A 22,918-nucleotide genomic window follows, 5' to 3' on the forward strand; every position below is an offset into this window, starting at 1 on the left:
CGATTATCTCCAAAGCGGGGTAGCTAGAGCGGAATGGCTTCCAGACCAGCAAGATTGTGGCGGAATTTGGCGCGGTCGACAGGGCGAGCGCGGCGTTGACATCGAATGAGCCCCCTCTTATCTGTCCAACGACTTTGCGTCCAGAACCGTTTTCCGGGCGCTTTTTGCGTTTGTCCGCGTTCACGTGGAGTTGATGGGGCCAGCCGGCGCCCGTCGCAATGACTTGGAATGCTATCGAAAGGGCCATTGGATGGTCAGTCTCGGCGGTCTCGCCCGTAAGGTTTTCGGCTCCTCCAACGATCGTCGGGTCAAATCGACCCGGCCGCGCGTCGAGGCGATCAATGCCATGGAAAACGAGATGCGGGCGCTTTCCGACGCCGAGCTTCAGGCCCGCACGGACAAATTCCGCCAGGACATTGCCAACGGCGCCAGTCTCGACGACCTCCTGGTGCCGGCCTTCGCCACCGTGCGTGAGGCCGCCCGCCGCGTGCTCGGCATGCGGCCGTTCGACGTGCAGCTGATCGGCGGCATGGTGCTGCACAATGGCGGCATTGCCGAGATGCGCACCGGCGAAGGCAAGACGCTGGTGGCGACGTTGCCGGTCTACCTCAACGCGCTCGCCGGCAATGGCGTCCATGTCGTCACCGTCAACGACTATCTGGCCACGCGCGACTCCGAATGGATGGGCCGCGTCTACAAATTCCTCGGCCTCAAGGTCGGCGTCATCGTCCATGGCCTGTCCGACGAGGAGCGCCGCGTCGCCTACGCCGCCGACGTCACCTACGCCACCAACAACGAGCTCGGCTTCGACTATCTGCGCGACAACATGAAATACGAGCGCGCCCAGATGGTGCAGCGCGGCCATAGCTACGCCATCGTCGACGAGGTCGATTCCATCCTGGTCGACGAAGCGCGCACGCCGCTGATCATTTCCGGTCCGCTCGAGGACCGTTCGGAAATGTACAACACCATCGACACCTTCATCATCCAGCTGCAGCCGCAGGACTACGAGATCGACGAAAAGCAGAAGACCTCGATCTTCACCGAGGAAGGCACCGAGAAGCTGGAGAACATGCTGCGCGATGCCGGCCTGCTCAAGGGCGAGTCGCTCTACGACGTCGAGAACGTCGCCATCGTCCACCACGTCAACAACGCGCTGAAGGCGCACCGGCTGTTCCAGCGGGACAAGGACTACATCGTGCGCAACGGCGAGATCGTCATCATCGACGAGTTCACCGGCCGCATGATGCCCGGCCGCCGTTATTCGGAGGGCTTGCACCAGGCGCTCGAAGCCAAGGAGCATGTGGCGATCCAGCCGGAGAACCAGACGCTCGCCTCGGTCACCTTCCAGAACTATTTCCGCCTCTACAAGAAGCTCGCCGGCATGACTGGCACGGCGCTGACCGAGGCCGAGGAATTCGCCAACATCTACAATCTCGACGTCACCGAGATCCCGACCAACCTGCCGGTCATCCGAATTGACGAAGACGACGAGGTCTACCGGACGGTCGAGGAGAAATACAAGGCGATCGTCAAGGAAATCAAGGAAGCCCGCGCCAAGAGCCAGCCGACGCTGGTCGGCACGACTTCCATCGAGAAGTCCGAGCAGCTGGCCGAACGCCTGCGCAAGGAAGGTTTCAAGGATTTCGAGGTGCTGAACGCCCGTCACCACGAGCGCGAGGCGGCGATCGTCGCCCAGGCCGGCAAACCCGGCGCCATCACCATCGCCACCAACATGGCCGGCCGCGGCACCGACATCCAGCTCGGCGGCAATGCCGACATGCGCATCGCCGAGGAGCTTGGCGACATGCCGGCCGGCCCCGAGCGCGAGGCCAGGGAAAAGGAAATCCGCGACGACATCGCCCGGCTGAAGGAAAAGGCGCTCGCCGCCGGCGGCCTCTACGTGCTGGCCACCGAACGCCATGAATCGCGCCGCATCGACAACCAGTTGCGCGGCCGCTCGGGCCGCCAGGGCGATCCCGGCCGGTCGAAATTCTTCCTGTCGCTGCAGGACGACCTGATGCGCATCTTCGGTTCCGAGCGCATGGACGGCATGCTGCAGAAGCTCGGCCTCAAGGAAGACGAGGCGATCATCCATCCGTGGATCAACAAGGCGCTGGAAAAGGCGCAGAAGAAGGTCGAGGCGCGCAACTTCGACATCCGCAAGAACCTGCTGAAATATGACGATGTCTCGAACGACCAGCGCAAGGTGGTGTTCGAACAGCGCATCGAGCTGATGGACGGCGAGGGCCTGTCCGAGACCATCACAGAGATGCGCGAAGGCGTCATCGAGGAGATCGTCGCCAAGAACATTCCCGAAAACGCCTATGCCGAGCAGTGGAACGTCGCCGGGCTCAAGGCCGAGATCGCCGAATTCCTCAATCTCGATCTGCCGGTCGAGGACTGGGTCAAGGAAGAAGGCATCGCCGAGGACGACATCCGCGAGCGCGTCAGCCAGGCCGCCGACGCCGCCGCCAAGGAGCGCGCCGAGCGTTTCGGCCCCGACGTGATGACCTATGTCGAACGTTCCGTGGTGCTGCAGACGCTCGACCATTTGTGGCGCGAGCACATCGTCAATCTCGACCATCTGCGCTCGGTCGTCGGCTTCCGCGGCTATGCCCAGCGCGATCCGCTGCAGGAGTACAAGGGCGAGGCGTTCGAGCTGTTCCAGGCGATGCTGGGCAATCTGCGCCAGGCCGTCACCGCGCAATTGATGCGCGTCGAGCTGGTCCGCCAGGCGGCCGATGCGCCGCCGCCCGAGGCGCCCGACATGTTCGGCAGCCACATCGACGGCTTCACCGGCGAGGACGATTTCGAAGGCGGCGAGACGGCCGTGCTGGTCCGCCAGGAGACCAATGCCATCGTCGCCCCCGAAGACCGCGACCCGAAGAACCCGGCCACCTGGGGCAAGGTCGGCCGCAACGAGGCCTGCCCCTGTGGTTCCGGGAAGAAGTACAAGCACTGCCACGGGGCGTTTGCGTAAGCGCCACCTTCCTTCTCCCCGTTCACGGGGAGAAGGTGCCCGAAGGGCGGATAAGGGGCAACGCCGGCGCTTGCGACTAGCCGATCTCCCCACCTGAGGGGGAGATGGCCGGCAGGCCAGAGGGGGGCGCTGTCCCGCCGGTGTTCGTTATTTGCTCGCGGTTACAGGGCGCGTGGTATTAATCGTTGAGCACATCGGCCGTGTATTAGGCGAACCAGTGATCTGCTGCACAGAACCCGGAACTTGGACTACGCTATCAAGGGTGAACGACCTGCGATCCAAGCCTCCACGCGGCGCTTTGATTCCGAATGAGGAATATCAGGCTCGGTGCCTGATGGAAAAAGAGCTTCCTTCTCGTGAACGATGCGCCGACACCTCCCCGGTGCGAATTTGGCGGTCAACTCTTCTGCGTCAGCATAAAAACAGTAGGCTAGGTCTCTCTTGCCCAAGCAAGCAAGAGTATCGCCAATCCACTGTCTGGCATACGCTTGGTTGCTGATGTGATGCCTACTATTGTCGCTTTCTAGGGCCTTAGCCGATTTTCTGTAGCAGACCAATGCATCCTGATATCTTCCTATCATCTGAAGGCAGCGGCCAACATTCCCTAAAACTGTAGGCTCATCGGAAGCTGTATCGTTTGTAGGATTCACAAGATCCGAAATGTCATAGGACTTCACAAAGAATTCGAGCGCCTTTTCCGGTTCCCCACCATCTCTCTGCGCCAAAGCCAAGGTATGAGAGCAATCATAAATAGTGTCAACAGTAGAAGAGTCCTTAAGATCTTGCCCCTTTGTTGCCCATTCAATTGCCTCTGCATGTTTATGCCGTTGCCACAAAGAATAAGCCATCACGTCACAGTACTTAATATATCTCGCTGTTTTTGATGTTAGCGTTCGCCCGTACCTCTCCAGCATGTCGTCTGCATCTAAGAAAGCCTCGCTCTGGTCCAAACAGCTAATTAGCGCTGCCAGCACACCATCAAAGTGCTTCATTGTGGCCGCAGCAACCATCCAGTCAATCGCCTCAAAAAGCTTCTTGGCGACTCTGATGAATTCCTCGGAATGGCCTGAACCTATTAAAGCATCCTCAGCGCTGGCTAATGTGTTGAATGCATCGTCATACAGCCCCGCCTCAATCTCAAGTTCGGCTTTCTGAGACCAACGCTCTAGAAGAGGCAATGGCAAAAAAACACCCAGAAGGGACTCCAACCCACGGATTATTACGACATATTGATTGATCACCGTTTGAATAATTCCAAACCTTTCCGGTCGATCAAACGTCTTCCTAACAAAATGCCTGACAAGCGGATGGAGATCATATAAGTCTGGCGAATTTATTTCTGGCTTTACCACTATTAGGTTAAAAGAAATTAGCGACTTCATCGCTCTCCGAAAATTCTTATAATTTATCTGGGCCGATATGAATTGTTCTATCGTTGCTTCAGTCTCCGGACGCATCGCCTCTGCCATTACCCGCAGAACGGTGCGTTCCCGGTCCGCCAGAGTTCCCCAAATAGAGGACAGTACATCCGGGGTTCCACCACGTTCTCTTCTAATATCCTCGATCAATTTCCTCAACGTGGCCCCAGGAACACGCGCGACCTGCACTGCCAAGAGATCGAGCCAAAATACATGACCATCAGTCATTTGGTGGGCAGCTTCAATATCCTCCTTTGGCACGGAGGTTGACCCTAAACGCTGATGGAAAAGCTCAAGCGTCTCCTCTAGAGAGATGCCTCCCAGCGCAAGCGTGATTACACTCGCTAGATCGTAACTAACTTTCGGTCTACAAGTTATTATGAGTCTACTTGATGTATTTGAGCTAGAAAATTCTCTAACAAGATTATTTAATATACCAACAAACTGCAATTTTTCCAAATCAACATAGTAATCTACATTGTCCAATACAAAAACCAGCGAGAGGTCGAATGAAATTCTTATAAAAAGATCTACTAACTCAGCGTCTGTAGCAGTGTCGAGAGGAGTTTCGTAATCTTCTGCGTTCAAAATTCGCTCAATCGCCGCGATTATCTGAGTTCGAATTCGGTCCCCCTCCTCCTTGCAGTCTCGCCAATCCCAGTGACGAAAGGCTGTATCGCCACGCGATACCGAATGCAGGAATTTGGCAGCGAGTGTCGATTTTCCCTGACCGCCAATACCACATATTGCCACGACCTTTGCGTTGGTGGTTTCAAGCGCCCGAAGCTCTGGCTCCCTTCCTACCCATGCGTCAAAATTCGGTGGCCGGTCACATTCAAGATCCTTGAGCTTAAATTTTGGCTTATCCGGCCTAGCAGCAACTGCAGGTTGGCTACTTCGAGCTTGCGTGACAGTAACTCGGCCCTGCCAAAACTTGGCTAATTTCGGAAGAAAGGCGTGGCAATCGATATTGCTGTACAGTGTCACGCGATTTCTAGCCAAACCAGGATCAAGAACCGATTTTAGGTGCGAGCTGATGGCCGGAGCAGAATCATGGAACGCCCATAATATCTCGGGAAAGGAATCGGAATTTCCAACGATGTTTTCAATAGATGCCGTAAAAACATCCCTCCATCCGCCATATGCCAAAACGACTACGGTTTTATTGGCTAGATATCCAAGTAACGAATTCTGTAGAAACGGCCTTTTTTGAATTAACTGATTACCGGTGTGAAGAGTATCTGTACCGTACCAGTAGCCGTGTATATGCAGCACTTGGTAACCGCTGGCTTTACTCTGGCTGAAGTCACCGTCCGTATGAATCGCCGTTCTCCATGCGGCGGCGCCAGAACGCTTTATTGCCACTGAGATCAGGGGGTCGAAATTTGACGTCACAACCAAATTTCCAAATGGTGCGTCTTGGCTAGACAGTAGGTCCCCCAAAGCTTGCACGCCTGGACTGAGCACCCATCCGTCAACGTTGTCATCAAGGTGGACGAGTTGGTCGTCCTTCAAATCAGCCAGCTTCTCCACGACTGCAGCAGCATCAGGTCCTTTGTAGGCGCCAACCACCGCTTGCCTAATAACTCGGTTTGCGATGTCCTGTCCGCGCCTGCCTTGCAAGAATTGAAACGCCGCCTGATAACGGTTCTCGCTGTCCCGAACTTGGCGGTCGAATTCTGATAGTTGTTTCACATCGGAGGTAAACTGTCCCCGTATCAGCTCAACAACCTTTGATACCCCGGCGACTCCGCGCGCCTCCTCCCCGCTTGGTGCGGTCAAGGGAGCGCCAAGAACAAACACGATCTCTCTTTTTGACGCGACCGCCCCGTTTGTGAGCCTCTCAAGAAGCGCGTCTTCGTCAAAGAAATAGTGATCCCCCAACTCCAGCAAAATTGCCCCCTATGCCCGTCGACAAATGACATCGAATTTCAAGCCAATCACGATTCTGAAGCTATTGGCAATGAATTCTGCTTGACGCGGTTCGATCCGAAACTTTTCAGTATCCCATACGGGGTGCGCGAGCAGCTGGCAGTGCTTTTTTTATCCCCAGATCATCTTCAGGTGGCGAACGTGGTTCCGTGCGAGAGCATGGCAGCGCCAGGTCATCTATCGGGATTACTGGGAGCACAGACAAGCCCTGCAGGCCGAGCCCCCGTTAGCACCGCAATTCCGTCGCCTGCCATTCGTCAATGTCACTGGCATGCCAATGCCCGAGCAACGCCCCCCACCCAACCGTTTCTTAATGTGTCTCCGCTACACCCAACCCCTGTAAATTGGCGGAAAACGGAGAGTATTGGGTGCGCTTTTCCGCGGCGACGACAGCCGGGCGGTTCTTGCCGCAGCGCCTTGCGCTGCGCATAAGGCCGCTGCTTGGCCTGATCGATGCCGTCCTGTTCAGCGCCGGCGCGCGCGGCGAGGCCGGCCGCATGTCGCTGATCGCCTTTTCGGTCCGCATCGTCAGCGCCGTCATCGCCTTCGTCAGCCAGGTCCTTATGGCGCGCTGGATGGGCTCGTTCGAATACGGCATTTTCGTCCTCGTCTGGGTGACCATGGTCATCGTCGGCAATCTCGCCTGCCTCGGCTTCCACACCTCCGTCATCCGCTTCATCCCGGAATATCGCGAGCGCGGCATGATGGCCGAATTGCGCGGCATCGTGCGGGCCAGCCGGCTGTTCGTGCTGGTTGCCTCGACGGTGATCGCCGGCCTCGGCGCGCTCGGCGTCTGGCTACTGTCGCCCTTTATCGAGAACTATTATGTCGTGCCGTTCATCCTCGGCATCATCTGCCTGCCGATGATCGCCATGTCCGACTTGCTGCAAGGGCTGGCGCGGGCCAATTCCTGGGCGCTGTTTGCGCTGTCGCCGACATTCCTGGTGCGGCCGCTGCTGATCCTGGCGTTCATGGCGCTGATGCTGCTGGCGGGCTACGCGCCCGATGCCAGAACGGCGATCTTCGCCGCGATCGCCGCCACCTACGCCACCACGCTCGGTCAGCTCGTCGGCGTCACCTCGCGCATCGACAAAAGAATTCCGGCCGGGCCGATGAAGCTGCATTTCGGCCAATGGTTCATCGTCTCGCTGCCGATCTTCCTGGTCGAGAGCTTCTTCTTCCTGCTCACCAATGCCGACGTGCTGATGGTCGGCGCCTATCTCGATCCCAACGACGTCGCCGTCTATTTCGCCACCGTCAAGACGCTGGCGCTGGTGCATTTCGTCTATTTCGCCGTCAAGGCCGGCGTCGCCCAGCGCTATGCGCAGTTCACCCATGGCGAGCCGCACAAGCTCGCCGCCTTCGCCCGCGAAACCGTGTCGTGGACCTTCTGGCCGTCGCTGGCGATGGCGCTGCTCGTGCTGGCGCTGGGCGAGCCGATGCTGACCCTGTTCGGCCCGGAATTTTCCGCCGGCTATCCGCTGCTGTTCCTGCTGGTGTTCGGCGTCGTCGCGCGGGCCGCCGTCGGCCCTTGCGAAAGCCTGCTCACCATGAGCGGCAACCAGAACATCTGTGCCGCCGTCTATGCCATGACGCTGGCCTTCAACATCGCGCTTAGCGTCGTGCTGATCCCGCTCTTCGGTCTGTGGGGCGCGGCGATGGCCACCGTCTTCGCCATGATCTTCGAGGCCGGCGCGCTGTCCTTTACGGTCTGGCGCAAGCTCGGCATCGCCATGGTCATTTTCGTGCCCGCCAAAGGAGCCGCCTGATGGCTGCCGTCCCCTTGCTCGAGGAAACCAGCGGCGGCCCGGCCGGCGCCATGGTGTCCGGCCTTGCCGGGCTTGCCCGTGAAGCCGATCCCGCCCATGTCGAGATCCTTGCCAACAACCGGCCCGAGCGCAAGCTTGCCATCTATCCGGCCTCCGCCGGCTTCGACCTGGTCGAGGAGCTCGACTATCTCTGTACCCGCACGATCGAGCCCAACGTCTTCTTCAATCCGCGCTTCCTGGCGCCGGCCATGCCCAGGCTGGAGGACCGCGAGGTGCGGCTGGCCGTCATCCGCGACGGCGACCAGTATCGCAACCGGCTGCGCCTGCTGGTGCCGTTCTCGGTCGAGCGGCCGATGGTGCCGCTCGGGGTTCCAGTCATGCGCACCTGGTCGAGCCCGTTCGGCCCGATCGGCACGCCGTTGGTCGACCGCGACGATCCGATCGGCGTGATCGAGGATTTCTTCTCGATGCTGTCCAGGCCGCATCTCAAGCTGCCGAAAGTCTTCGTGCTGCCCGACATAAGGCTGGACGGCCCGGTGGCGAGCCTGCTCGCCAGCGTCGCCGAAACGCGCGGCCTGACGCTGGTCACCACCGGCAAGGCCGAGCGCCCGGTGCTCGAAAGCGCGCTCGACGGCGAGGAATATCTGAAGGCCTCGCTGCGCGCCCACCATTATCGCGAGTTCCGTCGCCTGAAACGCCGCCTCGCCGACCTCGGCCGGCTGCAGCATGTGGTGGCGCGCGGGCCGGACGAGATCCGCCATGCCATCGAAAATTTCCTGACGCTGGAGGCAGCCGGCTGGAAAGGCCGCGAGCGCACCGCCATGGCGATCGACCGCTACCGCGCCGCCTTCGCCCGCGAAGCGGTGCACCGGCTGGCCGAGCAGGATCTCTGCCGCATCCATTCGCTGACGCTCGACGGCCGCACCATCGCCTGCCTGGTCGTCTTCGTCGAGGCCGGCGTCGCCTACACCTGGAAGACCGCCTATGACGAGACGCTCGCCGCCTATTCGCCGGGCACGCTGCTGATGATCGAGGTGACCAGGCAGCATCTCGACGACCCCAACATCATGATGACCGATTCCTGCGCGGTGCCCGACCATCCGGTGATGAGCCGGCTGTGGAGCGAACGCAAGCCGATGGGCACGCTGGTGATCGGGCTGACGCCGGATGCCGACCGCCCCGCCCGCCAGGCGGCGTCGCAGCTTCACCTCTACCGCGAAACCCGCAACATGGCGCGCCTGCTGCGCAACCGGATGAGGAGCCTGCTGCGCCGGCGCTAGTGCATGGGGTCCAAAGTGGGCCCGACCGTCCGTCTCTGCACCGTCGGCCCGCTCGGGCCTAGGTCGTCAGGGTTAATTCTCCCGATCAGCGGAAAGGATTAGCATCGACGCAGTCCCAACCGGGATGAGGCGATCAATTTCGGCCGCGCGTCCAGCATCACTGCCGCCTCGGTCCTGCACGGCCAGAAGAAAAAAATCTGGGAGGAATGCATGATGAAAACAACTCACCTCAGGCGTGTCGGTATCCTCGCCTTGGCAGGTCTCATTGGCGCGTGTCTGAACGCCGCCACTCCTCGGGCGGCCGAACCCGACAAAGCCGAGATCGATGCCCTGCGTAAATCGCTGTCCAGGTATGAAGACTACAAGGTTGCCATTCGCGAGCTTTATCTATCGACGGTAGGATGCGTCTTCTACAGCGGCGAAAAGGTAGAGGGGGCGATGGATTACCCGAAGGGCGCGATGGGCATCCATTTCGTCAACGTCACGACTGTCGGCCCGACCGCGGATCCGACGCGCCCCAATGTGCTGATCTATGAGCCGGTCGGCGGCGAATTGCGCCTGGTCGGCGCGGAATGGCTCGTGCCCTTGACGCCGGACACAAAGGAGCCGCCGAAGCTCTTCGGCCAGACATTCCAGGGGCCGATGGAGGGGCATTATCCGCTCATCCCGAAGGAGTTCCACCACTACGACCTTCACGCCTGGCTGTTCAAGGACAACCCGCTCGGAATGTTCAGCCCGACGAACCCGGACGTGAAATGCGACAACTATCCGTTTCCGATGCCTGAGCAGCCGACCAAGATGGTGCCGGGGCCAATGTAATAGCGGCCGGGCTGCGATCCGAGCCTACCAGGAAAGGCAGCCGGACCTCAAAGGCGTTATCCCGGAGGACGCTCCTGGGATAACGTCCAACCAAAAGTCCGTGCTCGGAACTTCGGACTCGTTTTGCCGTTTTGGCAATCACGACACTGCCGCGAATTCACAAGGCGTTCCAAGGAGCCGACCGCGAAACGACGGGAGGACCAAGTGAAAAGTCTGATCCAGACAGGATTATCCGCAGCCGTTTCGGGTACGATCGTCAGCTTCGCCACGACAGCTGCATTGGCCCTGCTTGCCAGGCGGGAAGGCAAAGGCGCCCTGCAGCCCACGAATGCGACCAGCCACTGGCTCTATGGCGAGCAAGCCGCGTCCGTGCGGCGCGGCGACGTGGCGCACACGCTCGTCGGCTATGGCACGCATCACGCTTCCTCCATGTTCTGGGCATTCCTTTTCGAACTATGGCTCGCCTCGAGGCCGCCGCGTCCGTCGCTTCTGATATTTCGCGATGCGTTGGCGGCAGCGGCCATTGCCGCGGCAACAGATTGGCAACAGATTATGGCTTCGTGCCGAAGCGGTTGACGCCAGGTTGGGAGACGGTGCTGCCGAAGCGATCTATCGCGGCGACTTTTGCGGTGATGGCGGTCGGTCTAGCGATGGGCGGCATGATCAACAAGGAATTGCGCCGGCAGCATTAGGGACAGGGATTTGAGACAGATGCTTCGCACGGCGCGTTCACATCATCGCGACGGGCGGATCGCCGCGCTCGTCCCATTCTGCGGCATCTCCACCTCATCGGGAACCTTTCTCAAGGGACATGGTTCCGAATGTGCGGCGAAAGCGTGCTGCTCATTCCTGCTATCGCCAAGGAGATTCGACCATGAAGCTTCGCGAGTTGTTGGATCAAGTAAAGGACCTGCCGCCGGACACCTTGGTCTGTGCCGCCGAAATCGATGAAGCCTTTGCAGTCAACGTTGTTGGCGTTGAAGCTGTCGAGAGCGCCAGAATCCAAAGCCGCAAACCGGATGGCACCGAAGCTGTCGAACTCGCCAACGGGACCGACAAAGTCATCGTGATCCGCTGGTGAAAACCGGGGAAGTTGCGTTCAACAGCATGACGTTCCGCTCCACTGTGGGGCGCTGAATTGCGAATGCTGGCAGCGTATCGATGGCGGCGGTCGCCTATGGCTTGGCGGGCATGGCTTGGACGAAAGCCGCCATCTGGCGTTCGAGCGCTTTGAACGCGCTGCCGCGCCAGCTCTCGGCCATGGAGGCCGATTTCGGATCAGGGAAGATTTCCTCCTCCCCTCGCGCCATGCCGTCCAGGATACCTTTCGCGACGCTCTCCGCGGAGCTCTTCGGTATATCGGCGTCTCTGCTCATGTCGGTGTCTATGGGACCGGACAGGACTGCATGAACGCTCACGCCACGAGCGCCGGCGAGAGCACGCAGCGATTGCGTCATGGAAAACGCGGCGGCCTTCGATAGTGAGTAAGACGGAATAATCGGGAAGGGAACGAGAGCCGCTTCCGACAGGATGTTGACCACGGCGCCGCGCGAATTCGTGAGCAGCGGCAGGAATGCGTGGGTTACGCCATGCACGCCGAGCAGGTTGACGGCGAGGTGTCGCTCGAGCGCAGCACGATCGCCAAGATCGTCGTAGAGCCCGATGCCGGCGTTGTTGATGAGGATATCGAGAGACCCGATCCGCTCGACAGCCGCCCCAATCTGCACCGCATCGGTCACGTCCAGGATCAGCGGCGTGACGCGCCGATCCGCGTGGGCGAGCGGTTTGCGCGCGCCGGCATAGACGCGCTTGGCACCCCGCCTCAATATTTCCTCGACCAGCGCCTTGCCGAGGCCGCGATTGGCCCCGGTCACGAGAACGGCTTTGTTTGTGACTTCCATCGATTTCGGCACGGCGATCTCTCTTCCTCTTGCATGAATGCAAGCCATTCGTTCTTGCATCATGCAAGTAGGCTATGGTTTTCTGTTCCCACGCTTGGACGCCGTCTGCCCCGTTGCATTGCTCCAGGGCAGCCGGCGCCGTGACCGGGCGAACCTTGCAACTAGGACCCGACTTCCAATGTCGTGTAGGAGATCGGCGAAGGCCGCTCCAGGAAGGCGCCGGTTATGGCCGAAACGAAATTCTTCGCGTCCGCCGAGCGTAGAAAAGCGTCGCGCTCCTGCTTCGATGCCCAGCGCTCGACGCAGATGGTAACATGGGGCTCTGCCTCCGAGCGAAAGACGCTATAGTCGATGCACCCGCTTTGCTTGCGGGCCGCCCCCGCCACGTCCCGCAGGGCATTCCGCACCTTGCTTTCGATGCCGGGCTTCGCCGCTGCCGTCGTCATGACGATCATCTCGGCGCCATCGCCTGCCGCCTTGCGCTCGACGGCGCCGAGGTCCTCGTTTTGCGGCACAACCGTTGGGTTGGCGTTCTCTTCGCCCTTGTTGGGTTGCCCCTTGCCCGTCGAAATCAGGTCGCGGAGACTCGCGACATAGAAGCGCCACGATTCATGGCAGACATCGTAGCATTCTTCGCTCGGCTTCAGCCCGACATGGGTGAAACGCAGCTCGGTCCCCTTATCGGTCGGCGCGATCTCGAAGACCACGTCCGTGCCGGTCCACTCGGTCGCATCCTTGACGAAGTTGAAGTAGTTCTGGACGACGTGCCAGACGACCTTCTTGCCAGGCACAAGCTCCGTGACCTTGAATGTGCCGCGGTGGATATCCTTGAAATGATAGTAGAATATCGCACCGAGCTTGTTGGTATCGCCATCTATATCTTCCGACCACCAGGCTCGCGGATTGACAACCGCGGCAAAAACCTCTTCGGGGCTTTGCTTAACGACGAATGACGTCGTGTAATCTTCTTCCTTTTTCATAACATATCTCCTGTCTGGATCTGATTGGTTGATGGACACCCGAAATCTCGGGCGATGAAGTGGAGCGACACTCTCTCGACCTCTGTCGCTTGCATCATGCAAGCACAATTGCGTACTTGCATGATGCAAGTCAATAGGGTATGTTCACACCATGCTTGGTCGTCTCTATGAAAAACAAAACTGCTCGGCCTCACGCGCCCTGGAACTGGTCGGCGAGCGCTGGAGCCTGTTGATCCTGCGCGACGCGATATTCGGCGGCTGCACGCGCTTTTCGCAATTCCAGAAGAGCCTGGGGATCGCCACCAACATCCTGGCCAAGCGCCTCGAGGATTTCGTCGAGGCCGGCCTGATGGACCGTCGCCCGGGTGCCGCCGGCGAGCAGGCCGACTACGTCCTGACCCGGAAGGGGCTGGAATTCAAAACGGTCATTATCGCGCTGACCGAGTGGGGCGACAAATGGGTGCGGCCCGGACCCATCGTCTACTGCGACCAATCCGACGGCAAGCCGGTCGAGGTGCAATTGCGTCGCGCCGGCAATGGCAAGCGGGCCGACTTCGCCGACGTCGTGGCGGCCCTGCGCTAGGCACGGCGGCGGCTCCGGCCCGCAGCACGATCCAAGACGAAGCTGTTTCGCATCGTGCCATAATGCCCGCATATCTCACCTCCCGAGGTTGCATCCGTGGGCCGGGTCTGGTGGGTAGTTCGCGGGAGGAAACATGTCCGTCGGGCAGCGATCGACTTTGCGGCAACGTCTTCTTGCGGGACCGCGGCACGCCTGATCGCGTGCGGTGAGGAACGCCAGATTGCGCTTGGGGCTGGTCCGCGCACCGTTCAGCGGAAGCTTGGGCAGCTTGCGGCAACAGGCAAGACGCAACCATTCGGTGGCCGTCGAGGGCGTCGTGGACGATCCCACCCACGCCATTGGATTTAACAGGAAGTGGCGTGGGAATTTTAGGAAATGGTGCCCCTAGCCGGGATCGAACCAGCACTCCTTGCGGAACTCGATTTTGAGTCGAGCGCGTCTACCAATTCCGCCATAGGGGCTCAGGCCGGGCGGCCTGGATGGGCGCGGACTATACGGTTGGAGGCCTGTTCGTCAACTGGCCAATTCCCGAGACCCCATGTAGCTCAAACCCAGGCTTTCGATTTCGTCGATCGGAGGCTTCGGTCTAAAGTGGGCATCTCAGCCCGTTTGAACCCTTCTACCGCAACAGCGGAATGCCGATGAATACCGACGCCCCATCCATGAGCCAATGCGCCGTCGCCAGCGGCAGGATGCGGCGCACGCGCAGGTACACGAGGGTGATGAATGTCGAATGCGCGATGGGTGCCAAGAGCCGGTAGAGCATGAAGTGTGGGTCGAACGTCAGCGGCATCACCGCATGCTGAAACGACCAGGAAAACGCTACGACGGCAACGGCAAATCCCGTGCTTCCCGACAAGACTTGGAAACGCGGCAGAAGATAGCCGTTATAGGTGGTCTGCTCCGTAATGCCCCAGACCAACGGAAAGATCAGCACCCCGTAGAGCGCAGGCAAGAGCGGCAAAGGTCCGTATATTTGCGGTGCGTCAGGGTTGCCATAGACCAACAGGCTGCTGGCGGTGATCCCAGCGTAGATGAAAACGAGGCTCGGGAGGATGAGCGCAACGCCCAACAACAGATCGCGCCCCAAGCGTTTGCGATCGAAACCGACCAAATCGAGCAACGTGATGCCCTCGCGCCGCGCAAGGCACCAAAGGAGTCCAAGGCAGCCCGCGTCGATCAAGCTGCCATATACCGGCAGCCAAGCCCGTGCGTCGCGCCAGGGCGTCGCCGAACCGTGCGCAGCGTACACGGCCGCAACCAGGCCCTGCGCGGCAACAGCGAAAGCCGACCGCGCGAACAACATCAGGGCGGGGCCGGACCATGTCAGCGCGCCGGCAGATCGCCGCTCGAGAATGGCGGCACGGGAGTTCGGGATTATGGCTTCGCTCATGATCGATGAAGTTGGGATCGGCTTCCGAACGTTATGGTGGAAACGAGTTCAGCCAAGTCCGGTTTCCGGAGTGAAAGCAGAATGTATCGAGCCGGCCATGAGCAAAACATCATCACCGAGGGCGGCTCACATCTCCTCGAGGGCGTCGGCAATATAGCCGCCGGTCTGAAGCTTCCACAGTCGGGCATAGAGCCCGTCGCGCTCCAGCAGCGCCGATGGTTTTCCCTCCTCGACGATGCGGCCTTTGTCGAGGACGACGATCCGGTCCATCCTGGCAATCGTCGACAGGCGATGGGCGATGGCGATCACAGTTTTGCCTTCCATCAGAAGAGCGAGCTTGTCCTGGACCGCCGCCTCGGCCTCGCTGTCCAATGCGGACGTCGCCTCATCGAGAACCAGGATTGGCGCGTCCTTGAGCAACACCCGGGCGATCGCGACGCGCTGACGCTGGCCGCCGGAAAGTTTTACCCCGCGGTCGCCGACGAAAGCGTCGTAGCCGGTGCGGCCTTCGCCATCTCTGAGATCGGCGATGAAGCCGTCGGCCTCGGCCAGCATCGCGGCGCGCTCCAACGCCTCCGGCGGGGCATCGGGCCGGCCATAACGGATGTTGTCGCCGACGGAGCGATTCAGCAGTGAGACGTCCTGGGTGACGACGCCGATGCTCTCCCGAAGGCTGGCCTGGGTCACGCTGCGGAGATCCTGCCCATCGATCAGGATCGCGCCGCCCTTCAGCTCGAAGAACCTCAGGAGCAGGCTGACAAGGGTCGACTTGCCGGCCCCGGAGAGGCCGACGAGCCCGACCTTCTCGCCGGCGCGCACGGTGAGCGACAGGTCTTCGATCACCCGTTGACCCTCGCGGTATTCGAACTGGATGTTCTTGAACTCGACTTCGCCGGCCGTGACGTCGAGCGGCTTGGCGTTCGGCGCGTCTTTTATGGTCGGCGGCGTCGTCACGACCAGCATTGCGTCGCGGATCGTGCCCACCGCCTGGAAAATCTGCTGGCCCATCTGCAGGAAGGCACGGGAGTTGGCATTGAGCCGCTGCACGATGGCGATCGAAGCGGCGAACTGACCAACCGTGACGAAGCCGGCGACAAATCCCCAGAGCCCTATGGCAACGTTGGTGAGAAAGAGGGCAACGTTGAGCAGGACGACGCCCATATCGGTCATCAGATAGATGCGCCTTTCGCGCTGCTGGGTCTCGATGGCGTTTTCCATCACGGTCCGCATCGCGCCCGCCTCGCTGTCTTCCGCCGCAAACAGCTTGACCATCTGAATGTTGCTGTAGAGGTCGGTCATGGCGCCGACCACGAGGCTTCGCCCCCGCGCCGAGCGGCGCGACCGCTCGGAATATTGGGGTACCGCCACCACCGCAATGGCGATGTTGGCGGAGATCCAGAGGAAAACCGGAAGCGCAAGCGGCCAGGACAACGCGCCAAGCAGAACGAGCGAACCGACGAGTTGCACCAGAAACAGCGGTATTCTGTAGAAGGCCACGACGATCTGCTGCTGCACGGCGGATGCGACTTGCGAAATGCGCGACGCCACCTGACCTGCGAAGAGGTCGTGGAAGAAGGCAAGATCCTGACGTTCCACCGCCTTGTGGCCCTGCCACTGCATCGCCGCCGGCATGCATACGGCCACCGTCTGCGAGTTCAGCGCATTGCCCACGAAGATGAGCAACGGCAGCACGGGGAAAACCAGCACGCCGAGCACGACCAGCGTCGGCCAGTCCTCCTGCAGGAAAACCGCCGCGCCCTTCGCGCTCACCCCATCGACGACGAACGAGGCCCCCCAAATCGTCGCAAGGTTGATCCCCTCGACCGCCATCATCAGGACGGTAATGGCCGCAAGGGTGCCGCGGAACATCCGCGCAAAATGCAGGAGCAGCGCAAACGGCCCGCTCGCAGGCAGCGGCGCGGGTGGAATATCCAGCGGACGGATGAGCTTCTCAAAGGCGCGATAAATGAAATCAGACAACGACATGGCGGCGCAAAGGGCGAAGCAGGGAGAGAGGATGCGACAGGAATCGCCGGTATTTAAACACGGATCGTGTTCGGCCGGAAAACCCACGATGTAATTGGAAACTGCCTTGACGCACTTCAGGCAGGCAAGTGTTCGACGCCATGGCTTGCTCGTCAATCAACTGGCCAAATCCCGACATCTGGGCTCGCTCAAGCCTCAGCCTTTCGATTTCGTGAAGCAGCTGCCATTGTGCAGCGCGGAAAATCTTTCTAGACAGGCGGCGCATGTCATTGAAGCGCACCTTGTCCGACGAGGTTGATGCGGGGCGCTTCCAAGTCTTGTTTGTACATGTCGTGATCCCAAGACCGCTTCTGGTTTGGGCGTGCATTAGGAGTGCCGATGCTTCGCGGACTTTACGACTGGACCTTGTCGCTGGCGGCGAGCAAATCGGCCGAATGGTGGCTTGCCTTCATCGCCTTCGTCGAGAGCTCGGTGTTCCTGGTGCCGGCCGACGTCCTCTATCTGCCGATGGCGCTGTCGCGGCCGGATCGCGCCTATCGTTACGCGCTGGTCGCCACCGTCGCCTCGGTGCTGGGCGGCATCGCCGGCTGGTTCATCGGCCATTATGCCTATGATGCGGTGGCGCGGCCGATCCTCGAATTTTATGGCAAATATGACGAGTTCGAAGCGATGCGCGTCTCATCGGGTGTCGGCTTCATCATCCTGATGCTGGTCACCTCCGGCCTCGCCCATCTGCCGCCGATCAAGGTTGTGACGATCCTGTCGGGCGTCATCGGTGTTCCCTTGCTGCTGTTCATCGTGCTGGCAATCGTGGCGCGCGGTGCTCGCTTCCTGTTTCTCGCGTGGCTCTTGCGCCGCTATGGCGAGCCGATCCGCCACTTCATCGAAAAGCGCCTTGGCCAGCTTGCAGGCGCCGCCGCCGCTGCCCTGATTTTGCTCTATATCGTCGTCAAATACGCCGTCTGAACGGCATCGAACCGAATGGACTGAGTCCGATGACAGCGACCGTGAATGCCGATACCGGACGCCAGCGGCTGCGCACCGCCCTGTTTCTCGCTGTCGCCATGGCCGCCACGGTCGGCTCGGCGCTGGCCTTCCAGTATCTCGGCGGCTACATCCCCTGCAAGCTCTGCCTCGAGCAGCGCACGCCTTACTACGTCGGCGTGCCCTTGATGCTGCTGGCGGTGCTTGCGTCGGCTCTTCACGCGCCAGCCTGGGTAAGCCGTGGCCTGCTGGCTATTGGCGGCCTGCTGATGCTCTACGGCGTCTATCTCGGCGTTTATCACTCCGGCGTCGAATGGGCGTGGTGGCCAGGCCCGACCGATTGCACTGCAGCCGCCGGGCCGGTGGACACCGGCGGCAAGGGCGTGCTCGATGCGCTCGACAAATTCGTCCCGCCCTCCTGCGACAAGGCGGCGCTCCGCATCCTCGGCCTGTCGCTGGCCGGCTGGAACGCCATCGCCAGCTTTGTCCTGGCAGTCGTAGCCTTCCGCAGCGCCTTCGCCCGCGACTGAGCGGCACAACGCAGAGTTCGTCCAGAAATTCGTCAGGCCGGAGTGCATGACGTGGCTTTCGAGAACCGGAGCGGAGCGTACTAAAGTACGTGAGCACCGGAAGCGCAGAAAGCTGCGTCAGGCGACCGGTATGGCGGATTTCTGCCGAACTCTATGGCTCGAGTTCGACATCCCAGTACAGATAATCCATCCAGCTTTCGTGTAGATGGTTGGGCGGGAACAGCCGGCCGTTATTATGCAAATCATGCACCGTCGGCTGGTAGGGCTTCTGCAGCGGCCACATCTTGGCGTGGGCCGGCATCATGCCGCCCTTCCTCAGATTGCAGGGCGAGCAGGCAGCGACGACATTCTCCCAGGTCGTGGCGCCGCCGCGATGGCGAGGAATGACATGGTCGAACGTCAGATCGTCCGGCGTGCCGCAATATTGGCATTGGAAACGGTCACGCAGGAAGACGTTGAAACGGGTAAACGCCGGATGCCTCGACGGCTTCACGTAAGCCTTCAGGCTGACGACGCTCGGCAGCTTCATCGAAAAGGTCGGTGAAGAGACGGCGTGTTCGTATTCGGCGACGATGTTCACCCTCTCGAGGAACACCGCCTTGATGGCATCCTGCCAGGACCAGAGCGACAGGGGGTAATAGCTGAGCGGACGGTAATCCGCATTCAGCACCAGCGCTGGAAGCCCATCCGGAGATACGGCAACCGTCACGTCGTTGACCTCCTTCACCCTAGAACCGGTCGACGCGGATACTGTAAGCCCGACATGACAGGGATGTGAAGCGGATTGTCGATCATGCCGGGTCTCAAAAACGCATGATTTCAATGCTTTTTTGCGGATTCAGGCCGGAGGCGCGGCATCCCTGCCCTTCAATTCGCGATAATAAGCCCAGAAAAGCCGCGATGCGACACCGCGCCACGGGCTCCATGATTCGGCAAGCCGGATCAGCATTTTCTCCGGCGGACGCGGGTCGATGCCGAGTGCATGGCCGACCGCGCTCTGCAATGCAACGTCGCGCGCCGGAAAGATATCTGGGTGTCCGGCGGCAAACAAAAGGTAGACTTCAGCCGTCCACGAGCCGATGCCCGGCACCTTGGTCATGGCCGCGATCGCCTCGCTTGCATCGAGCCGGCACAGGTGATCGAGGTCGAGTCCCTCGGCCACCGCCCGGGCGACGGCAACCAGGCCGCGCTGCTTGGGCCGCGACAGCCCGGCCTCGCGAAAGATCGCCTCGTCGGCGGCAAGTATCGCCTGCGGCGTCAGCGGATCGAGCAGTCTCGTCAGCCGGCCGAAGATGGCATCGGCGCTCGCGCGGGACACTTGTTGTGAAACGACGATCGAGGCAAGGCTCCTGAACCCCGGCTCCGACAGCCTGAGCGGCACCTCGCCGGCCATGCCGCGCACTTTTTCCAGGCGTGGGTCGAGTAAGCATAGCCTATCCAGCCCTTGCGCAATGTCGTCGAGACTGGCGATGCGTTGCATGTCTGCTTGTTCCAAAATCAAAAGTGCCGCACGCTTCGTCACGTGTCCCTCTGGACGCACGACGCCACCGGCGCAAAGTAGCAATTGGCGAAAGCGCCACACAACCCGATTGCCGCCGGACAATGACACTGCTGACATTCCGCTTCGCGCCGAGCCCGAACGGCGAACTGCATCTCGGCCATGCCTATTCGGCGCTGCTCAATCAGAAATTGGCAAAGGCGGCGGGCGGACGCCTGCTGCTGCGCATCGAGGATATCGACACGACGCGCTGCACGCCGGAATTCGAGGCAGGCATTTTTCGCGACCTGAAATGGCTGGGGCTTGGCTGGGAGGAACCGGTGCGCCGCCAGTCCGAGCATTTTGCCGAATATCGGGCGATGCTCGAGCGGCTGATCAAGGAAGAACTTGTCTACCCGGCCTTCATGAGCAGAAGTGATATCCGCGCCTTCATCGCCGACAGCGAGAAGCGTGGCCGCGACTGGCCGCGCGACCCGGACGGCGTGCCGCTCTATCCCGCCGCCGACAAGGCGTTGACGGCGAGCGAACGCAAGCGGCGCGTTGCCGAAAATGTGCCATTTGCCTGGCGGCTGGACGTCGATGCTGCAATAGCGCGCGCCGGCAAGGACCTGTCATGGGCCGAATACACGGACGAGACGCTCTCCGCGACGCGTCGTGTCGAAGCCCATCCGCAGGATTGGGGCGACGTGGTCGTGGCGCGCCGCGAAATCCCGACCAGTTATCACCTCGCCGTCACCATGGACGACGCGCTGCAGGGCGTCAGCCATGTCGTGCGCGGCCAGGACCTTTATTCCGCGGCCAGCGTGCAGCGGCTGCTTCAGCAACTGCTTGGCCTGCCGCAGCCGGCCTATTTTCACCATCGCCTGATCCTCGGCCCGGACGGACGAAAACTGTCGAAGAGCCTTGGCAATACCGGCCTTGCCGCCCAGCGTAAGGCGGGCGCATCGCCCGCCGATCTCAAGCGGCTGGTCGGTCTCTAGACTAGACCGGTGAGCTCGCGGCCATCAACGGCGCTCCTTCAATTCAAATGACTCTATGGATCAACCGTTTGGTTTTGCTTGCCGGCCCGAACGGCATTAAGCAGTCGCCGCAGTCGATCCCTCACCCGAATTCATCGCGGCCTCCGGAAATGCACAGCCTCAAGCGGTTCATCCCCGCCTCTTTCGTCGTCCTGTGGGCGACCGGCTTCATCGGCGCGCGCTATGCCATGCCGTGGGCGGAGCCCTTTACGTTCCTGGCCGCGCGCTTTGTCCTGGCCGCAATCCTGCTTGTCGCTTTGATGGCCGCACTTGGTTCGAGCCGCGCCACCCGCGATGAGGCGCTGCACGCGACCGGTGCCGGCATCCTGATGCATGGCATCTATCTCGGCGGCGTGTTCTGGGCAATCCACCGGGGCATGCCCGCCGGACTTTCAGCCCTGATCGTCGGCCTGCAGCCGCTGATCACGGCAGTGCTCGCCGGCCGGCTTCTCGGCGAGGCCATCCTGCCGCGCCACTGGGCCGGTCTCGGCCTCGGGTTGATCGGCGTGGTGATCGTGCTCTGGCCGAAGCTCGGCGCGCTCGGCGGCGGCGTGACGGCCGAGACACTGGGCGCCTCGCTGGTCTCGGTACTCGGCATGAGCGCCGGCATCATCTGGCAGAAGCGCTTTGCTTCCGGCGGCGATCTGGTGGCTGCCACGTTCTGGCAATATGTCGGCGGCGCATCGGTGATGGCTCTGGCCTCGCTCGCCTTCGAGACCCGAACGGTCCTCGTCAACGGCGAACTGATCTTCGCCATGGCCTGGCTCGTGCTGGTGCTGTCGATCGGCGCCATCTTCCTGTTGATGGTGATGATCCGCGACGGCGAAATGTCGAAGGTCGCCTCGCTGTTTTACCTCGTCCCGGCTGTCACCGCGGTCATCGCCTGGGCATTGTTCGGTGAGCACTTGAGCCCGCTCCAGATCGCCGGCATGGCGATCGCGACGCTCGGCGTCGGGCTGGCGACGGCTCAGCCGCCGACGCGGGCACGCGCCTCTAAATAGCGGCTGATCGCGGCGTTGAGCTCGCCACCGAGGATGAAGATCGCTGAGACGATATAGAGGAACACGACGGCGATCATGATCGAGGCGAGGCCGGCATAGGTCGTCACATAGGACGAGAAATGATCGAGATAGGCGGCGAAGATGGTCGACCCGATGAGCCAGCCGACCAGCGTGAAGATGATGCCAGGCACGATCGAAACGAGGCGGCGCTTGCCGGCCGGCAACCAGAAATGCACGGCGAACAGGCCGCCGATGATGACTACAGAGGCGATGACGTAACGCCACAGCGTGATCGTGCCCATATAGGGTTTTATCCATTCGAAATGCGACTCGGCCAGCCGTGCCAGCAATGGCGCGAAGACCAGCAGCACGCTGATGGCCAAAAACCCGGCCGTCGCGATCAGCACGAAGATGATGCTCTGCACCCGCCGATAGATGATGCCGCGCGTTTCCGAGACACGATAGGCCCGGTTGAGCGAGGTGCGCAGCGCCTCGATGCCGTTCGAGGCGAAATATCCGGCAAGCACGATACCGTAGGTCAACAGGTCACTGCGCCGGACGGTAAGCACGTTGAGCACCTCGCGCGCGATCGGTTTGGCGATCTGCTCGGGCCATGTGTCGAACACAAGGTGCACGGCGGTGTCGGCGAAAGCCTGCGCGCCGAAAAAACTCGCCAGCGTCGTGGCGAAGATCAGGAAAGGAAAAAGCGCCATCAGCGCGGTGATCGCCAGATGGCTGGCCATTGCCCAGCCGTCGTCGGTGTTGAAATGGCCGAGCGCGTCGTAGAGGACGCGTTTGAGGGCTACGATCTTCCGCAACAAGAACCGCGTTCCCTTCGATTG

General features: G+C 60.8%; 19 protein-coding genes and 1 tRNA gene. 11 read left to right on the plus strand and 9 right to left on the minus strand.

Features of this window, described 5'->3' with window-relative positions; genetic code table 11:
* The first annotated feature begins 250 nt into the window (after window positions 1-250).
* Window positions 251-2,983 carry a preprotein translocase subunit SecA gene (gene secA, locus NKI52_RS00295; protein ID WP_352696743.1) on the plus strand — a complete coding sequence of 911 codons (2,733 nt, stop codon included), beginning with the start codon at window positions 251-253 and terminating at the stop codon, window positions 2,981-2,983.
* Between the two features lie 248 nt (window positions 2,984-3,231).
* Here the strand turns inward: secA and NKI52_RS00300 are convergent, their stop codons facing one another.
* Entirely contained in the window at window positions 3,232-6,294 is a 3,063-nt protein-coding gene (locus NKI52_RS00300; protein ID WP_352696745.1) for an NB-ARC domain-containing protein, read from the minus strand.
* A gap of 407 nt (window positions 6,295-6,701) precedes the next feature.
* On the opposite strand from NKI52_RS00300, the gene NKI52_RS00305 reads away from it, so the two are divergent.
* From NKI52_RS00305 to NKI52_RS00325, 5 genes are all read left to right on the plus strand, one after another.
* Window positions 6,702-8,102 (plus strand): lipopolysaccharide biosynthesis protein, encoded by a 1,401-nt coding sequence (locus NKI52_RS00305; protein ID WP_352696747.1) that lies wholly within the window; start codon window positions 6,702-6,704, stop codon window positions 8,100-8,102.
* On the plus strand, window positions 8,102-9,382 hold the full coding sequence (locus NKI52_RS00310) for a GNAT family N-acetyltransferase (RefSeq protein WP_352696749.1): 1,281 nt from the start codon (window positions 8,102-8,104) through the stop codon (window positions 9,380-9,382). The genes NKI52_RS00305 and NKI52_RS00310 overlap by 1 nt, the downstream gene beginning before the upstream one ends.
* A 213-nt stretch (window positions 9,383-9,595) precedes the next feature.
* A complete protein-coding gene (locus tag NKI52_RS00315) occupies window positions 9,596-10,201 on the plus strand; it encodes a hypothetical protein (protein WP_502897732.1) in 606 nt (201 codons plus the stop codon).
* Window positions 10,202-10,405: 204 nt separating this feature from the next.
* The gene (locus NKI52_RS00320; RefSeq protein ID WP_352696753.1) at window positions 10,406-10,777 is read left to right on the plus strand and encodes a hypothetical protein; all 372 of its coding nucleotides are present in this window, start codon (window positions 10,406-10,408) and stop codon (window positions 10,775-10,777) included.
* Between the two features lie 298 nt (window positions 10,778-11,075).
* Window positions 11,076-11,282 carry a hypothetical protein gene (locus tag NKI52_RS00325; RefSeq protein ID WP_023677964.1) on the plus strand — a complete coding sequence of 69 codons (207 nt, stop codon included), beginning with the start codon at window positions 11,076-11,078 and terminating at the stop codon, window positions 11,280-11,282.
* 94 nt (window positions 11,283-11,376) lie between these two features.
* Here the strand turns inward: NKI52_RS00325 and NKI52_RS00330 are convergent, their stop codons facing one another.
* Complete coding sequence (locus NKI52_RS00330) at window positions 11,377-12,102, minus strand: SDR family NAD(P)-dependent oxidoreductase (protein WP_352696755.1); 726 nt, start codon at window positions 12,100-12,102, stop codon at window positions 11,377-11,379.
* A 161-nt stretch (window positions 12,103-12,263) separates the two neighbouring features.
* Window positions 12,264-13,082, minus strand: coding sequence for an antibiotic biosynthesis monooxygenase (locus NKI52_RS00335; protein ID WP_352696757.1), 819 nt, complete (start codon window positions 13,080-13,082; stop codon window positions 12,264-12,266).
* A gap of 151 nt (window positions 13,083-13,233) precedes the next feature.
* Between NKI52_RS00335 and NKI52_RS00340 the strand changes: the two genes are divergently transcribed.
* Complete coding sequence (locus NKI52_RS00340) at window positions 13,234-13,665, plus strand: winged helix-turn-helix transcriptional regulator (protein ID WP_352456668.1); 432 nt, start codon at window positions 13,234-13,236, stop codon at window positions 13,663-13,665.
* Window positions 13,666-14,041: 376 nt separating this feature from the next.
* Here the strand turns inward: NKI52_RS00340 and NKI52_RS00345 are convergent.
* From NKI52_RS00345 to NKI52_RS00355, 3 genes are all read right to left on the minus strand, one after another.
* Window positions 14,042-14,126: transfer RNA gene (locus tag NKI52_RS00345), tRNA-Leu, on the minus strand.
* 158 nt (window positions 14,127-14,284) lie between these two features.
* Complete coding sequence (locus NKI52_RS00350; protein WP_352570539.1) at window positions 14,285-15,058, minus strand: CPBP family glutamic-type intramembrane protease; 774 nt, start codon at window positions 15,056-15,058, stop codon at window positions 14,285-14,287.
* Window positions 15,059-15,184: 126 nt separating this feature from the next.
* Complete coding sequence (locus tag NKI52_RS00355) at window positions 15,185-17,044, minus strand: ABC transporter ATP-binding protein (RefSeq protein ID WP_352696759.1); 1,860 nt, start codon at window positions 17,042-17,044, stop codon at window positions 15,185-15,187.
* Between the two features lie 378 nt (window positions 17,045-17,422).
* Here NKI52_RS00355 and NKI52_RS00360 point away from each other — a divergent pair, with 378 nt between their 5' ends.
* Window positions 17,423-18,010 carry a YqaA family protein gene (locus NKI52_RS00360; protein ID WP_352570542.1) on the plus strand — a complete coding sequence of 196 codons (588 nt, stop codon included), beginning with the start codon at window positions 17,423-17,425 and terminating at the stop codon, window positions 18,008-18,010.
* Between the two features lie 29 nt (window positions 18,011-18,039).
* Window positions 18,040-18,558, plus strand: a complete 519-nt coding sequence (locus NKI52_RS00365) for a disulfide bond formation protein B (RefSeq protein WP_352570543.1) — start codon at window positions 18,040-18,042, stop codon at window positions 18,556-18,558.
* A 151-nt stretch (window positions 18,559-18,709) separates the two neighbouring features.
* On the opposite strand, the gene NKI52_RS00370 is transcribed toward NKI52_RS00365, so the two are convergent.
* On the minus strand, window positions 18,710-19,267 hold the full coding sequence (locus NKI52_RS00370) for an HNH endonuclease (protein WP_023677956.1): 558 nt from the start codon (window positions 19,265-19,267) through the stop codon (window positions 18,710-18,712).
* A 129-nt stretch (window positions 19,268-19,396) separates the two neighbouring features.
* Window positions 19,397-20,038 carry a DNA-3-methyladenine glycosylase family protein gene (locus NKI52_RS00375; protein ID WP_023677955.1) on the minus strand — a complete coding sequence of 214 codons (642 nt, stop codon included), beginning with the start codon at window positions 20,036-20,038 and terminating at the stop codon, window positions 19,397-19,399.
* 122 nt (window positions 20,039-20,160) lie between these two features.
* On the opposite strand from NKI52_RS00375, the gene gluQRS reads away from it, so the two are divergent.
* Together gluQRS and NKI52_RS00385 are read left to right on the plus strand one after the other, a co-directional pair.
* Window positions 20,161-21,036 carry a tRNA glutamyl-Q(34) synthetase GluQRS gene (gene gluQRS / locus NKI52_RS00380; protein WP_352570545.1) on the plus strand — a complete coding sequence of 292 codons (876 nt, stop codon included), beginning with the start codon at window positions 20,161-20,163 and terminating at the stop codon, window positions 21,034-21,036.
* A 149-nt stretch (window positions 21,037-21,185) separates the two neighbouring features.
* Window positions 21,186-22,076 (plus strand): DMT family transporter, encoded by an 891-nt coding sequence (locus NKI52_RS00385; RefSeq protein ID WP_352696762.1) that lies wholly within the window; start codon window positions 21,186-21,188, stop codon window positions 22,074-22,076.
* On the opposite strand, the gene NKI52_RS00390 is transcribed toward NKI52_RS00385, so the two are convergent.
* Window positions 22,043-22,897: a YihY/virulence factor BrkB family protein gene (locus NKI52_RS00390; protein WP_031212039.1), complete on the minus strand. Its 855-nt coding sequence runs from the start codon at window positions 22,895-22,897 to the stop codon at window positions 22,043-22,045. The genes NKI52_RS00385 and NKI52_RS00390 overlap by 34 nt on opposite strands.
* Window positions 22,898-22,918: the final 21 nt, after the last annotated feature.

The sequence above is a fragment of the Mesorhizobium sp. M0590 genome (assembly GCF_040320905.1).
GTDB lineage: Bacteria > Pseudomonadota > Alphaproteobacteria > Rhizobiales > Rhizobiaceae > Mesorhizobium.